This is a genomic window from Alistipes sp. CAG:268 (genome assembly GCA_000434235.1).
In the GTDB taxonomy this organism is placed as follows: domain Bacteria; phylum Bacteroidota; class Bacteroidia; order Bacteroidales; family Rikenellaceae; genus Alistipes; species Alistipes avistercoris.
Genome location: FR891985.1, coordinates 43,786 through 59,163, shown reverse-complemented (window position 1 = coordinate 59,163; position 15,378 = coordinate 43,786). Strand labels below are relative to the sequence as shown.

The 15,378-nt window shown below is 65.5% G+C and carries 8 protein-coding genes and 2 pseudogenes; 9 read left to right on the top strand and 1 reads right to left on the bottom strand.

The window, feature by feature from the left end; all coding sequences use genetic code 11:
* Positions 1 to 4,498 (bottom strand): translocation/assembly module TamB domain-containing protein (locus tag QZL63_RS03575; RefSeq protein ID WP_441293889.1); only part of this gene is annotated, 4,498 nt, incomplete at its 3' end.
* Positions 4,499 to 4,557: 59 nt separating this feature from the next.
* Between QZL63_RS03575 and tsaD the strand changes: the two genes are divergently transcribed.
* The 9 genes and pseudogenes from tsaD to QZL63_RS03530 form a co-directional block, all read left to right on the top strand.
* A complete protein-coding gene (gene tsaD / locus QZL63_RS03570) occupies positions 4,558 to 5,580 on the top strand; it encodes a tRNA (adenosine(37)-N6)-threonylcarbamoyltransferase complex transferase subunit TsaD (protein ID WP_022307959.1) in 1,023 nt (340 codons plus the stop codon).
* A 298-nt stretch (positions 5,581 to 5,878) separates the two neighbouring features.
* Entirely contained in the window at positions 5,879 to 7,399 is a 1,521-nt protein-coding gene (locus tag QZL63_RS03565; protein ID WP_022307958.1) for a 2-isopropylmalate synthase, read from the top strand.
* Positions 7,400 to 7,402: 3 nt separating this feature from the next.
* On the top strand, positions 7,403 to 8,938 hold the full coding sequence (leuC, locus tag QZL63_RS03560) for a 3-isopropylmalate dehydratase large subunit (RefSeq protein ID WP_022307957.1): 1,536 nt from the start codon (positions 7,403 to 7,405) through the stop codon (positions 8,936 to 8,938).
* Positions 8,842 to 9,441 carry a 3-isopropylmalate dehydratase small subunit gene (gene leuD, locus QZL63_RS03555; protein WP_290585883.1) on the top strand — a complete coding sequence of 200 codons (600 nt, stop codon included), beginning with the start codon at positions 8,842 to 8,844 and terminating at the stop codon, positions 9,439 to 9,441. Before leuC ends, leuD begins: the two co-directional genes overlap by 97 nt.
* Positions 9,442 to 9,458: 17 nt before the next feature.
* The gene (gene leuB / locus QZL63_RS03550; protein WP_022307955.1) at positions 9,459 to 10,520 is read left to right on the top strand and encodes a 3-isopropylmalate dehydrogenase; all 1,062 of its coding nucleotides are present in this window, start codon (positions 9,459 to 9,461) and stop codon (positions 10,518 to 10,520) included.
* Positions 10,521 to 10,961: 441 nt separating this feature from the next.
* Positions 10,962 to 12,814 (top strand): annotated as a pseudogene (gene ilvD, locus QZL63_RS03545) (dihydroxy-acid dehydratase).
* Positions 12,815 to 12,833: 19 nt separating this feature from the next.
* A complete protein-coding gene (ilvB, locus tag QZL63_RS03540; protein WP_022307952.1) occupies positions 12,834 to 14,570 on the top strand; it encodes a biosynthetic-type acetolactate synthase large subunit in 1,737 nt (578 codons plus the stop codon).
* Positions 14,571 to 14,584: 14 nt separating this feature from the next.
* Positions 14,585 to 15,124 carry an acetolactate synthase small subunit gene (gene ilvN / locus QZL63_RS03535; RefSeq protein WP_022307951.1) on the top strand — a complete coding sequence of 180 codons (540 nt, stop codon included), beginning with the start codon at positions 14,585 to 14,587 and terminating at the stop codon, positions 15,122 to 15,124.
* Positions 15,125 to 15,143: 19 nt separating this feature from the next.
* Positions 15,144 to 15,378 (top strand): annotated as a pseudogene (locus tag QZL63_RS03530) (ketol-acid reductoisomerase); the annotation flags it as partial.

The window sequence follows — 15,378 nt, the reverse complement described above, 5'->3', positions numbered from 1 at the left end:
CCCGGGCCGCTCGCCGTGCCTCCCGCCGCTCCCGCCGCGAACGGTTCGTGAAACGCTCGCGGATGCGGCGCCGCAGGTCGCGCAGGTTGTCGAAATCCTCCTTGAAGTAGATGCCGATGCCTGTCTCCTGAAGGCCCTGGTTCTCGTCGAAGCGGTCGATCGTCTGCGTGAAGGCCTTGAGCTTGAGCGTCCCGGCCCGGTCGATCAGGTAGGTGATGTAGGCCTCGCCCATGAAGTTGGACATCGAGCTGTTCACCGCCTGCTTGTTGTCCATCAGGTAGTTGCCCTCGACCTCGACGAACAGCCGGTCGTTGAACAGGCTCTTCGAGAGACCGAAGTCGAACTCGTCGCTCGCCGTCTCGGATTTGGGCCGGTAGCCCAGCACGATGTTGTAGCCCGAGAACGAGAGCCAGCTGCTCACCAGGTTCGAAACGAACTCCAGGCCCGTATTGGCCGAGACCGAACTGCCGAGATTCGAGTTGGCCATCGACGAGTTCTCGGACATGAAGCTGTTGAAGAGCAGCAGGTAGGCGAACTGCGTATCGATCGTCTCGGGGGTCGAGAGCGTATTGGCGATGAGCGTCTGCGTCTCGGGGTCGGTGCCGGGCACGCGGACATCGAACGAGATGGCCGGGTCCGAGAGCCGCTCGCCGAGGTGGATCACACACTCGACGGGCACCGAGCGGTCACCGCCCGGATTGTCGGTCGTTCCCTGCAGCAGCGGCTGCAGCGAGGCCTTCACCTTGTAGACGGCGTCGATGTCGAGCCGGGCGTCCATCGGGGCTCCGGTCCACTGGATCGAGGAGCCGCTCTCGATGGTGAAGCGCTTGCTGAAGATGTTCTGGAGCGAGAGCAGGAAGCTGCCGTCGGCCAGCGTATAGTCGCCGTAGATCTCGAAGATGTTCGAACTGGGATTGACCTGCAGGTTGAGCGCCCCCTCGCCGCGGGCCTTCAGCGTGTTGCCGGCCAGCGTGAGCTCGACCTCGGTGTTGGGCCGGACCCCGAGCGCCAGGCCGATGTTCATGCGGCTGGCGGCCGAATGGGTCTTGCGGCGGCGGCGTTCGAAGAGCTGCTTGCGCCGGGCGACGACGTCGAGCGTATCGGCCGCCTCGGGCTGTTCGAAGACCACGAAGTCGGCCGTAGCGATGTTCGACTTGCTCGACAGCGGCATGAAGAAGTCCGAATTGTCGTCCGTCGCGGCCGTGATGTCCATGTTCACCACCCCCTTGCGGCCCGAGATGCGGGCATTGCCCGAAGCAAAGACACGGCCGTAGAAGTAGTCGTTGTCGCGGGACGTGGTATTGAGCACGAGCATCTGCTGCGGGGCTACGGAGAGGTCGTAGGTGATGTTCGACAGGTGGCGCAGGTCAAGGTCCAGATCGAAGCGGCCGCGGTTGCCCAGCGGGTCGTAGACCGCCACGTCCGAAGCACGGAAGCGGTTGCCCTCGACACGGAGTTCGGCCGACGGCATCGTGTAGACGACCTGCGTGTAATCGACCTTCGTGCGCAGGCTGTCCACGCGGATACGACCCGAGAGGTCGGCCTGCCGGCCCTGCCCCTGCAGCACCAGCTCGGCTGCGGCCGAGCCTTCGGTCGAGGAGATCACGCCCGAGAGCAGCGGGTCGAGCAATCCCATGTCGAGCTGCCCGAGACGCAGGGCGGCGTAGTAACGGCCCGAGTTGGGAGCGAAGAATCCGCGCACGAGCGTATCGCGCTTCACCCGGTCGGTGACCGTGACGCCGGCCCTGCTCCGGGCGAAGTCCCAGCGCGAGACGAGCCGCATCGGCGGGGCCGGGATGTCGTTGGCCCCGACGCTGTCGAAGAGGATGTCGGCCGTGACCTCGGCCCCGCGGAGCACCGATTTCATGGTCGCCGAACCGTTCATGCGCCCCTCGATGTAGTAGCCCATGCGCTCGGCGATCTGTGTGAAGGGGGCCAGGTCGAAGTTCCGCAGCGAGAGGGTCAGCGAGTCGTCGCGGCTGCGCGAGGCGACACCGTCGAGCAGCAGCTCCTGCTGGTCGTTCATCACGAAGAAGCGGTCGATGGCTACACGCGCCGTATCGATGCGGATGCCGCGCGAGTAGATCTGCCAGGTTTTGCTGCCGCGCGTGATGTGCGACGGCAGAACACGCAGAGCGACGGCAGGGCCGTGGAGGCTGTCGGGCTCTGCCGGGCCGACCCGGACGCCGATCAGCCCCGACGCCTTGTCCGTCGTATCGACGAAGCCGGCGGAGAGCTGGATGCGGCCCTGTTTCGCTCCGCCCGTCACCGAGAGGTGCGGCAGGTGGAGCACCCCGGCATAGAGGTCCTCGGCCGAGGCGTAGAGCACGAGCGAGTCGTTGCGGCTCGAGGCGTTCACGCTCAGCCGCGTGGCCAGCATGCGGCGCCGCTCGACATACTCCGACGAAACCTTCAGCGACAGCTGGTCGCTCGCCGGGTTGAACAGCAGCCGCAGCGACGAGCCGTCGGCGATCTGCAGCCCGGCGGCAACGGCGTCGGCGATGGGATTGATGTTGCGGACATCGATCGAGAGCAGCGAGAAGTCGTTGGCCACGGCCGAGCGTCCGCGCGGCAGCTCCGCGGCCGGCCCGGCATCGTGCAGCCGGGGCATGCTGCGCAGGGCGGCCCGGCGCAGGTATTCGAAGACGGTGCGGTAGCTGGTTTTCGAGCGGAAGGTGGCGTCGGCGAAGTCCGAACGCAGTTCGATGAGTTTGCTGTCGGCCGAGTTCTCGCCCGTGACCGTGACGTTCGTCGCCGAGATCTCCCGGTCGTTGTAGCGGTAGAGGGCGTCGGCCACCTGGATGCGGCCGTTCAGGTCGTCGAGCGAGCGGCCGCCGGCCTTGGCGACGATGCGCGCCGAAAGCTCCGAGACCGAATCGCGGCGGTTGATGCGCAGGCGGGCCAGGTCGGCACGGTGGAGGTGGAGCGTGAAGTCGTAACGCGGCACCGAGTCGTTCAGATCGACCAGTCCGAAAAAGTCGAAGTTCAGGTTGGGGTCGCGGGCCGCGATACGGCCGTCGAACTCGCGGTTGCGCAGGCGTCCGTCGAGGCGGATCGAGTCGTAGGCATAGCCGTTGAAGTTCAGCCGCACGACATCGCCCTCGACCCGTGCGTCGGCAAAACCGCGACCGACCTCCCCGTCGATACGCGCCCGGAAGGTCGCATCGCCCAGCAGGTCGCGGCGCCCGAGCAGGTCGCCCAGGCGCAGGTTCTGCGTCGCGACCTCTCCCTGCAGGCGGCTGCGGCCCGCACGCCGGGGTTCGAGCCCCACGCGGCAGGTGATGTCGCCCACGTCGGTCGTGGCGCCCAGCTGCATGTCGAACGACGAGAGCAGTCCCCGGAACCGAAGGTCCACTCCCACCCCGCCGGCATGCTCCAGCACACCGCGCACCTTCCCGGGCAGGGGCTTGCGGGCAATGCGGCGGGCCAGATCGTCGGCTGCCGCGGCCGACGTGCACAGGTCGGGGACCGCAAGGTCGAAATGCGTGCGGCGGATATCGGGCAGCCCGCGCAGCGTGGCCGTGGCCGAGAGGGTCGTGCTATCGCCGATGCGCATGCTGCGGATCCGGGTGGTGAAGTCCGAGACGACACCCGCCGCCTCGACATCGATCTCCGAGAAGGAGAGGTGCCAGTCGCGCAGGCGGGGTGCAAAGTAGGCGATGTCGTCGGTCGAGACCGTCGTGTGGCGCACGGCGGCGTCGAGGCGCACCTCCCCGATGAAATCGCGGTAGTCGGCCCACGACGAGCCGGCCAGCGAGATGTAAGGGATGCGGATCTCCGAGCGGTCGGTCAGGATCGAGGCGTCCTCGAAACCCAGACAGCCCTGCGTCAGGTAGAAGCGCCCGGAGAACTGCTTCAGGCGAAAACCGCTCCGCTCGCGAGCCGAAAGGGAGGCAATGGAGGTATAGATGGCCTGCCCGTCGATGGTGAAGTCATCGACCCGGGCGTTCAGGCTGTCCAGATGCATGTGCGTGAAGTCGATGCCGTATTCGCGTCCGCGCCTCTCGCGGCGGTCGAGGCACAGCTCCATGTTCTCGATCTCGGCCTTGCGGAACGAGAGGCGGAAGTCACCCTTGCGCTTCCGGTCGGGATCCGACAGCCGGCTGACGATCTGCTTGATGTTCATCTCCCCGTCGTCCATCTGCCGCAGGAAGAGCTTGCCGCCGACAATCCGCCCGCGGCTGAACTCCAGCCCCCCGCCGAAGAGCCCGAAGTCCGAGACGTAGGCCTCGACCCGACTGGCATAAAGGAGCGTGTCGCGCCCGTAGTCCTCGACATAGAAACCCTCAACGCGGAGCTTCGAGAAGAGCCCGATATCGACACGGTCGATGCGCACGGTGGTCCCGAGGCGCTCGGAGACCAGCGCCGCAGTCTTGTGCACCACGAAGTTCTGCACGGCCGGAATGTCGAGCAGCAGCGCGAGCACGACGGGAAGAATTATCAGCAACAAAACGAAGGCCGATAACACCGTTCCCGATATTTTTATAACTTTGCGCATCGAAACAGGGGTAATAACCTGCAAATTTAACTAAAATAGTTAAAAACACGAAAAACCGGATGGATATTACAATTCTCGGCATCGAATCCTCATGCGACGACACGTCGGCCGCCGTACTGCGCAACAACGTGCTGCTGTCGAACGTCATCGCCTCGCAGGCCGTGCACATGAAGTACGGCGGCGTCATCCCCGAACTGGCATCGCGGGCGCACCAGCAGAACATCATCCCCGTGGTGGACACGGCGTTGCGCGAAGCAGGCATCACGGCCGACGAGCTCGACGCCATCGCCTTCACGCGCGGGCCTGGACTGCTCGGATCGCTGCTCGTGGGGGTCTCCTTCACCAAGGGGCTATCCATCGCGCGCAACATCCCGATGGTCGAGGTGAACCACCTGCAGGGGCACATCCTCTCGCACTTCATCGACCTGCCCGACCGTACGCTTCCCCACCCGGATTTCCCGTTCCTGTGCCTGCTCGTGAGCGGCGGACACACGCAGATCGTACGCGTCGATTCGCCGCTCGAGATGCGCATCATCGGCACGACGATCGACGATGCCGCGGGCGAGGCGTTCGACAAGTGCGCCAAGGTGATGGGGCTCCCCTACCCGGGCGGACCGGTGATCGACCGCCTGGCCAGGGAGGGGAACCCGAAGGCCTTCCGCTTCGCACGCCCCCACGTGGAGGGTTACGACTACTCGTTCTCGGGCCTCAAGACCTCGTTCCTCTACACGCTGCGCGACGCCGTGGCCAAGGACCCGGAGTTCATCGAGCGCCACAAGGCCGACCTCTGCGCCTCGCTGCAGACGACCATCGTCGAGATCCTGCTCGACAAACTCATCCGCGCCTCGAAAGAGACCGGCATCCGCGACATCGCCATCGCCGGAGGTGTCTCGGCCAACTCGGGGCTGCGCAACGGCATCACCGAGACCGGGGCACGTCGCGGCTGGCGGACCTTCCTGCCCGAATTCAAGTTCACAACCGACAACGCCGCAATGATCGCCATGGCGGGGCACTACCGCTACCTCAACGGCGAGTTCGCCTCGCTCGACGTCTCGCCAGTTGCCCGTCTCGAAGAGCTTTAACAGACAGGTGAACAAGCATTTAACGAGACCGGTCATCCAAACGGATGGCCGGTCTCGGCGTATTTACACACGCTCTCGGAAGCCCTCTTGCTTCCGATCCGTAATCGCACATAACAAAAACGTCCGAAAAACCACCTTTCGAACGACATGAAAGGAGCTTTTCAGCCACATGGAATTACAAATCGAAAGCAATCGCAGGGACCCCTGCAAAAAAGCCGTCGGAAGCGGTTTTATTTTGAAAATTTCTTAATATATTTGCCTCCGACACACAGACCTCAAACAACCGTCCGACAAACGTATGAGCCAGAAACTGTATATTTTCGACACGACCCTCCGCGACGGAGAGCAGGTCCCCGGCTGCCAGTTGAACACCACGGAAAAGATCGAGGTGGCCCGCCTGCTCGAAAGCCTCGGCGTGGATGTCATCGAGGCCGGATTCCCCGTTTCGAGTCCGGGAGATTTCAATTCCGTAGTAGCCATCTCTAAAGCGGTCACCGAACCGACGATCTGCGCCCTGACTCGCGCCGTCAAGGGGGACATCGATGCTGCGGCCGAGGCACTGCGCTGCGCCCGGCGCAAACGGATCCACACAGGCATCGGCGTCTCGCCCCAACACATCTACGACAAACTGCGCTCGACACCCGAGCAAATCATCGAACGGGCCGTCGAGGCGGTGCGTTATGCCCGCCGTTTCGTCGATGACGTCGAGTTCTACGCCGAGGATGCCGGACGTGCCGACGTCGAATACCTCGCCCGGGTCGTCGAGGCGGCCATTGCTGCCGGTGCCACCGTGGTCAATATACCCGACACGACGGGCTACTGCCTGCCCGAGGAGTACGGAGCCCGAATCCGCTATCTGACCGAACACGTCCCCAACATCGACCGGGCGATTATTTCGACCCACTGCCACAACGACCTGGGCATGGCGACGGCCAACACGCTGAGCGGCATACTCAACGGGGCCCGGCAGGCCGAGGTGACGATCAACGGCATCGGAGAGCGCGCCGGAAACACCTCGCTCGAGGAGGTGGTCATGGCGCTGCGCTGCCACCGCGACATCGACATCGACACGTCGATCCGCACGCAACTCATCACCAAGGCATCGCACCTCGTATCGAGTCTGATGAACATGCCCGTGCAGCCGAACAAGGCCATCGTCGGACGCAACGCCTTCGCCCATTCGTCGGGCATCCATCAGGACGGCGTGCTCAAGGAGCGCCAGACCTACGAGATCATTGACCCGCAGGAGATCGGGCTCAACGAGTCGGTCATCGCACTCACGGCCCGCAGCGGCCGGGCCGCCCTGGTCCACCGTCTCGAGCTGCTCGGCTACGACCTCACCCCCGAGGAGACCGACGCCACCTACGCCAAATTCCTCGAACTGGCCGACCGCAAGAAGGAGATCCACGACTACGACCTGATCTACCTTACGGGGGACATCGACCGGCTGAAGAAGCAGGGTCTGTCGCTCAAGTTCCTGCAGGTGACCACCGGGACACTCGTCCCGACGGCGACCGTGGTGCTCAAGTTCGGTGACCGCGAACGCATGGCCACCGCCACGGGCAATGGCCCCGTGGATGCCGCCGTCTCGGCCATCAAGCAGCTCATCGTCGAACGGGTCGTACTCACGGAGTTCCTCATGCAGGCGATCACGCGGGGTTCGAACGACGTGGGGCGGGTCCACGTACAGGTGGCATGCGGCGAGCGCACGGCCCACGGATTCGCCGCACATACCGACACGACGCGCGCCTCGGTCGAGGCCTTTCTCGACGCCCTGCGCTCGCTCGACGTCACCGAAAAACGAGAAGAGGAGGAGTAGACCATGGGACGGACATTGCTCGACAAGATCTGGGACGCACACGCCGTCCGCGAAGAGGAGGGCGGCCGCTGCGTGCTCTACATCGACCGCCAGTACATCCACGAGGTGACCTCGCCCGTCGCCTTTGCGGGAATCGAACGCCGCGGCCTGCACATCGCACGCCCGGAACGGATCACGGCTACGGCCGACCACAACATCCCGACGCTCGGACAGGAGCTCCCGATCGAGGACGCCGAGTCGCGCCGGCAGGTCGCCACTCTGGCGGAGAACTGCGCACGGCACGGCATCGAACACTTCGGCATCGGCGACCCGCGCCAGGGGATCGTCCACATCATCGGCCCCGAGTCGGGCCTTACGCAGCCGGGCATGACGATCGTCTGCGGAGACAGCCACACCTCGACCCACGGCGCGCTGGGAGCCGTGGCCTTCGGCGTCGGCACGTCGGAGGTCGAGATGGTCTTCGCCAGTCAGTGCATCCTCCAGCCCAAGCCCCGGGCCATGCGCATCACCGTCAAAGGTACGCTGCCCGGCGGTGTGGAGGCCAAGGACCTCATCCTGCACGTCATCGCGCAGATCGGCGTCTCGGGCGGCACGGGCCATTTCATCGAATTTGCCGGCGAGGCGATCCGCTCGCTGCCGATGGAGGGGCGCATGACCGTGTGCAACATGAGCATCGAATGCGGCGCCCGCGGCGGCATGATCGCCCCCGACAAGCGGACGATCGACTACCTGCGCGGACGCCCCCGCGTCCCGCAGGGCGAGACGTTCGAACGCACCGCCGCACGCTGGCTGCAGCTCCGCAGCGACCCTGACGCACGTTTCGACCGCGAATACCGCTTCGACGCCGCACGGATCGCCCCGATGATCACCTGCGGCACCGACCCCGGAACGGGTATTCCCATCGACGGGGTGATCCCGTCCGGAACCGATGCCCGCGCCCTGGCCTACATGGGTTTCCGCCCCGGCCAGCGGATGCTGGGACAACCGGTCGATTACGTCTTCGTCGGCAGCTGCACGAACGGAAGGCTCTCCGACCTGCGGCGCTTCGCCCGCCTGGTCGAGGGATACCGCCGCGCCGAAGGGCTGACCGCGTGGATCGTTCCCGGATCGAAGGCCGTCGAGGCGGCCGCCCGTGCCGAGGGACTCGACCGCATACTCGCCGCCGCGGGGTTCGAGCTCCGCCAGCCGGGATGCTCGGCCTGCCTGGCGATGAACGCCGACAAGGTCCCGGCCGGAAAATACTGCGTCTCGACCTCGAACCGCAACTTCGAGGGCCGGCAGGGCCCCGGGGCCCGCACGCTGCTCGCCGGCGTGGCCGTAGCCGCACCCGCGGCCGCGACCGGGCGCAGCCGCAGCCGCGGCCGTAACGGGACGCATCACCGACCCGCGCGAACTTTTCGGCGCTCGGCTGACCGACACCGAATGCTAAAACACACGACACCATGGCCATACCCCCTTTCAGCACCCTCACCTCGCGGGCCGTGCCCCTTGAGGCCGAAAATACCGACACCGATCAGATCATCCCGGCCCGCTTCCTGAAGAACACCGAGCGCAAGGGATTCGGCGAAAACCTTTTCCGCGACCACCGGTTCGACGCCGAGGGTCGCCCGATCGCCTCGTTCCCGCTGAACGACCCCCGCTACGACGGCCGGATTCTCATGGCCGGGCGCAACTTCGGATGCGGCAGTTCGCGCGAGCATGCCGCCTGGGCCCTGGCCGATTACGGCTTCCGGGTCGTCGTGTCGAGCTTCTTCGCCGACATCTTCCGCAACAACGCCCTCAACAACGGCTTGTTGCCGGTCTGCGTCAGCGACGCCTTCCTGGCCGAGGCCTTCGCCGAAATCCGCCGCGACCCCGGAACGCTCTTCACCGTGGAGCTCGACGAACAGCGGATTACAAACCATGCGACGCGCCGCTCCGAGCACTTCGCGATCGACGCCTTCCGCAAACGCTGTCTTAAGAACGGTTACGACGACGTAGACTACCTCGTGAGCCTCTCGGAATGCATCCGGGAGTTCGAACGCGCCCGCGAAAACCGCTGAAAAACACACTGAAGACCATGAAACTGCGCATTGCTCTGCTTGCCGGCGACGGCATCGGTCCCGAGATCACGGCCGAAGCCCGCCGAACCCTCGACCGCACGGCCGAACGATTCGGCCACCGTTTCGAATACCGCGAAGCCCCGGTGGGCGCCGCGGCGATCGACCTCACGGGCGACCCCTATCCCGAAGAGACGCACCGCATCTGCCTCGAATCCGACGCCGTGCTGTTCGGCGCCATCGGCGACCCGAAATACGACAACGACCCGACCGCCCCGGTACGCCCCGAGCAGGGTCTGCTGCGCATGCGCCGCTCACTGGGGCTCTACGCCAACCTGCGGCCCGTCGCCGTGACCGAGTCGCTCATCGACCGCTCGCCGCTCAAGCCCGAGATCGTCCGGGGGACCGATTTCATCTGCGTGCGCGAGCTCACGGGAGGCATCTACTTCGGCCGCCCGCAGGGGCGTGACCAGGCAGGCACGCGCGCCTTCGACACCTGCACCTACACCGTCGCGGAGATCGAACGGGTGCTGCACACGGCCTTCCGGATGGCCGGCGCACGCCGCCGACGGCTGACGGTCGTGGACAAGGCCAACGTGCTGGAGACCTCGCGGCTGTGGCGCGAGACGGCCCGACGGCTCGCCGCGCAATATCCCGAAACGGAGGTCGAATACCTCTTCGTGGACAACGCCGCGATGCAGCTTATCCGCCAGCCGTCCCACTTCGACGTCATCGTGACCGAGAACATGTTCGGCGACATCCTGACCGACGAAGCGAGCGTGCTGGGCGGTTCGCTGGGCATGCTCGCCTCGGCCAGTCTGGGCGACGGGCCCGCACTCTTCGAACCGATCCACGGCTCCTACCCGCAGGCTGCCGGGCGCAACATCGCCAACCCGATGGCCGCCATCCTCTCGGGTGCGCTGCTGCTCGAACACTTCGGGCTGAAGGAGGAGGCGGAGACCATACGGCAGGCCGTCGATCATACGATCCGCGACGGCTTCGTCACCGAGGATCTTGCGCGCCCCGGCGAGCGAAGCTGCACGACCTCCGAGGTGGGTGACCGCATCCGGGCAAGGGTCTGAAGCAAAAGATCCGACCCGGAGGCCGTCAAAGTCCGCGATAACGGCGCGGGGACCGAACCGGCGGGGAACGGAACGGCGAGGACCGTAACCGGACCTGCAGGGCCGGAAAATCGATTGCAAATCGCAACCCGATCGACAGGAACGGATTACTGATTCGCCTCGGAAAGAAGCATCTCGCTTACAAACAGACAGCCTAATTAAAAAAATTCATAATTTATTTGGCTGTAAAATTAAAATTTCTTACTTTTGTTCCAACACCAATTCCCTACGGACGTGTATACACCGAAACATTCGCAGATCATCGTCATTAGCCTGCTCGTCATCGGACCACGATAACGGGAGGAGGGACGTATCCATACATGCAAGAAGCCTTTCTCCACCACGGAGAGAGGCTTTTTCGATTTCGGGGAACACCGCCGGGAATGCAACCGAACGACCAGGATGAAACACCCACTCAGAAGTTCCGTCACCACGACGGGCCGCCGCATGGCCGGAGCCAGAAGCCTCTGGCGCGCCAACGGCATGCGCGAAACACAATTCGGACGGCCAATCATCGGCATCGCCAACTCCTTCACGCAGTTCGTGCCGGGGCACGTCCACCTGCACGAGATCGGCCAGTATGTCAAACGCCGCATCGAGGCCCTCGGCTGCTTCGCCGCCGAATTCGATACCATCGCCGTGGACGACGGCATCGCCATGGGCCACGGGGGCATGCTCTACTCGCTGCCTTCGCGCGAAATCATCGCCGACAGCATCGAATACATGGCCAATGCCCACTGCATCGACGCACTGGTCCTGATCGGCAACTGCGACAAGGTGACCCCCGGCATGCTGATGGCTGCAATGCGGCTCAACATCCCCACGGTCTTCGTCTCGGGAGGCCCGATGGAGGCCGGGCGCCTCGGCGACCGGGAGATCGACCTGATCGACGCCATGGTGACGGCCGCCGACGCCTCGCGACCGGACGGGGAGGTGGCCCGCATCGAGCGCAGCGCCTGTCCCGGATGCGGCTCCTGCTCGGGAATGTTCACCGCCAATTCGATGAACTGCCTGACCGAGGCCCTGGGGCTCGCCCTGCCGGGCAACGGAACCCTGCTGGCCACGCACGCCAACCGCCGGAGGCTCTTCGAGACGGCGGCCGAGCTCATCGTCCGCAACGCCGCACGCTACTACGACGAAGGCGACGAGACGGTGTTGCCGCGCTCGATCGCCACCAAGGCGGCCTTCGAGAACGCCATGTCGCTCGACATCGCCATGGGAGGTTCGACGAACACCGTCCTGCACCTGCTGGCTGCAGCCCACGAAGCGGGGGTCGATTTCACGATGCACGACATCGACCGACTCTCGCGCCGCGTCCCGGTGCTGTGCAAGGTCGCACCGAACTCGCATTACCACATCCAGGATGTCAATCGCGCCGGCGGCATCTTCGCCCTGCTCGGCGAACTCGACCGGGCCGGACTGCTCGACACCTCAGTGCGGCGGGTCGAGGGACGCACGCTGGCCGAGGCGATCGCCGCCGAGGACATCCTTTCGGCACGGGCGACCGAGGAGGCTCGGCGCCGCGCCCTGAGCGCCCCGGCCGGTCTGCACGGCCGCGAGCTGGGGATGCAGCACTCGACCTACGACTCCGCGGACACCGACCGCACGGCCGGCTGCATCCGCGACGCGGCACACGCCTACTTCCGCGACGGCGGACTGGCCGTACTGACGGGCAACATCGCCCGCGGCGGATGCGTCGTCAAGACGGCCGGTGTCGATCCTTCGCTGTTCCGCTTCCGCGGCCCGGCACGCGTCTACGAATCGCAGGAGCAGGCCGTCGAGGGCATCCTCGGCGGCGAGGTGCAGGCCGGCGACGTAGTGGTGATCCGCTACGAGGGGCCGAAGGGAGGACCCGGCATGCAGGAGATGCTCTACCCGACCTCCTACCTCAAGTCGCGCCACCTGGACAAGGCCTGCGCCCTGCTCACCGACGGCCGCTTCTCGGGCGGCACCTCGGGTCTCTCGATCGGCCACCCGCGTGGGCTTCCTCGATGGTCCACGTCTCGCCCGGGGGGGCCGCCGGCGGCGAAATTGCCGTGATCCGCACGGGCGACCCCATCGAGATCGACATTCCGGCCCGCACGATCCGCCTGGCCATCGGCGACGACGAACTGGCAGCCCGCACGACGGCACAACGCACCTTCGTCCCGGCGGCCCGCGACCGCGCGGTACCCGCCTCGCTGCGGGCCTACGCCCGGCTGGTCAGCTCGGCCGACCGGGGCGCCGTACGGCTGCTCGACGACGAAACCCGTTGAACGAACCCATACCCAGACTATGAATACGACACGACATACCGAAAACGAATCGGCCCGGTGCGACGACGCACCGCATCTCACGGGAGCGCAGGCCCTGCTCGAATCGTTCCTCCGCGAAGGGGTCGATACACTGTTCGGCTACCCCGGCGGCGCGATCATCCCGGTCTATGACGCGCTCTACGACTACCGCGACCGACTGCGCCACATCCTCGTGCGCCACGAGCAGGGGGCCGTACACGCCGCTCAGGGTTATGCCCGCACAAGCGGTCGCGTAGGGGTCTGCCTGGTGACCTCCGGGCCGGGAGCCACGAACACCGTTACCGGGCTGGCCGACGCGCTGATGGACTCCACGCCGCTGGTGCTCGTCACCGGTCAGGTCGGTTCGGCACAGCTCGGGACCGACGCCTTCCAGGAGACCAACTTCGTGGGCATCACGCAGGCGGTGACCAAATGGAACTGCCAGGTCAAGCGGGCCGAGGAGATTCCCGAAGCCATCGCCAGGGCCTTCTACATCGCCCGTACGGGCCGCCCCGGTCCGGTGGTCGTGGACATCACGAAGGATGCGCAGTGCGCCACGGCTCCGTTCCGCTACCGCCGCGTGGAGTCGATCCGCAGCTACATCCCGGCCCCAGAGCCCGACGGGGAGCGCATCGCCGAGGCTGCACGGCTGATCGATGAATCGCAGCGCCCGATGCTGCTCGTCGGACAGGGCGTGCTGCTGGGCGGAGCCGAAAAAGAGCTGAAGGCATTCGTCGAGAAGAGCGGCATCCCGACGGCCGCGACGCTGCTCGGGCTGTCGGCACTGCCGAGCGACGATCCCCGCTACGTCGGCATGCTGGGCATGCACGGCAACTACGGTCCGAACATCCGCAATGAGGAGTGCGACCTGCTGATCGCCGCCGGGATGCGCTTCGACGACCGTGTGACGGGCAACCCTGAATACTTCGGCCGCAACGCCCGCGTGATCCACCTGGAGATCGACCCGGCGGAGATCGACAAGATCATCCATGCCGACGTAGCGGTGGTGGGCGACATCCGGCAGACGCTGCCCCGCATCACCGAACGCATCCGGCAGGCCGACCGGAGCCGGTGGCTGGCCGGCTTCCGCGACTGCGACCGCATCGAGCGGGAGCGGGTGGTCCGGCCGGCCACGCAGCCCACGGCGGGACGCATCCGCATGGGCGAGGTAGCCGTTGCCGTCAGCCGCGCCTACGACCACGACGCGGTGCTGGTGACCGACGTCGGGCAGCAGCAGATGGTGGCGGCCCGCTACTTCCGTTTCCGCCGCAGCCGCTCGATGGTCACCTCGGGCGGACTCGGCACGATGGGCTTCGGACTCCCGGCGGCCATCGGGGCCAAGCTGGGGGCCCCGGAGCGCGAGGTTTGCCTGTTCGTCGGCGACGGCGGACTGCAGATGACCCTCCAGGAGCTGGGCACAATCTTCCAGTCGCGGATCGACATAAAGATCGTCCTGCTCAACAACACGCGGCTGGGCATGGTGCGGCAGTGGCAGGAGCTTTTCCACGACCGCCGCTACTCCTTCACCACACTCGCAAACCCCGACTTCGGGCTCATCGCCCGCGCCAACGGCATCGCCTACCGCTGCATCGAGCGGCGCGGGGAGCTGTCGGAGGCCGTCACAGCAATGCGCCGCTCGGCAGGCGCCTTTCTGCTCGAGGTACGGGTTGAACCCGAAGAGAACGTCTTTCCGATGGTGCCGGCCGGCGCCCCCGTTTCGGCCGTCCGGCTCGAATAAAACAACACGAAACCATGCTACAGGAGTACATCATCACCGTATTTTCGGAGAACAAGGTGGGGCTGCTCAACCAGATCACCACGGTCTTCACCTGCCGCAACGTCAATATCGAGAGCATCACGGCCTCGGAATCGGCCTTGCCGGGAATCCACAAGTACACGATCGTCCTGCGGACCGGCCCCGAGCGCATCGAACTGCTCGCACGGCAGATCGAAAAGAAGATCGATGTGCTGAAGTGCTTTGTCTACACCCCCGACGAGGTGGTCCGGCAGGAGATCGCCCTCTACAAGGTGGCGCGGAGCCGCAACGTCGAACGCCTCGTGCGCGAGCACAATGTCCGCATTCTGGAGATCGATGCGGAGTACATCGTCGTCGAGAAGACGGGCCACAAGGCCGAGACGCAGGCGCTCTTCGACCTGCTCAAACCCTACGGCGTGCAGCAGTTCGTCCGCAGCGGAACGGTCGCCATCAGCAAGTCCCGCCAGGAGCTGCTGACCGAATACCTCGAAAAGGTCGGGCACGCACACCGCACGAAACAGACGCATATCTCATAACATAAAAAAACACAAGACTATGGCAAAGATCAATTTCGGCGGCGTCGAGGAGCACGTCGTCACACGCGAAGAATTCCCGCTCGAACGGGCGCTCGAAACGCTCCGGGACGAGACCATCGCCGTGATCGGCTACGGCGTGCAGGGCCCGGGGCAGTCGCTCAACCTGCGCGACAACGGCTTCCGCGTGATCGTCGGGCAGCGCGAAGGGACCCGCAGCTGGGAGCGCGCCGTGGCCGACGGATGGGTGCCCGGCG

What these genes read in the sequence shown, in the direction of transcription:
- tsaD (WP_022307959.1), top strand. Translation starts at nt 4,558, where the DNA reads ATGGATATTACAATTCTCGGCATCGAATCCTCATGCGACGACACGTCG.
- QZL63_RS03565 (WP_022307958.1), top strand. Translation starts at nt 5,879, where the DNA reads ATGAGCCAGAAACTGTATATTTTCGACACGACCCTCCGCGACGGAGAG.
- leuC (WP_022307957.1), top strand. Translation starts at nt 7,403, where the DNA reads ATGGGACGGACATTGCTCGACAAGATCTGGGACGCACACGCCGTCCGC.
- leuD (WP_290585883.1), top strand. Translation starts at nt 8,842, where the DNA reads ATGGCCATACCCCCTTTCAGCACCCTCACCTCGCGGGCCGTGCCCCTT.
- leuB (WP_022307955.1), top strand. Translation starts at nt 9,459, where the DNA reads ATGAAACTGCGCATTGCTCTGCTTGCCGGCGACGGCATCGGTCCCGAG.
- ilvB (WP_022307952.1), top strand. Translation starts at nt 12,834, where the DNA reads ATGAATACGACACGACATACCGAAAACGAATCGGCCCGGTGCGACGAC.
- ilvN (WP_022307951.1), top strand. Translation starts at nt 14,585, where the DNA reads ATGCTACAGGAGTACATCATCACCGTATTTTCGGAGAACAAGGTGGGG.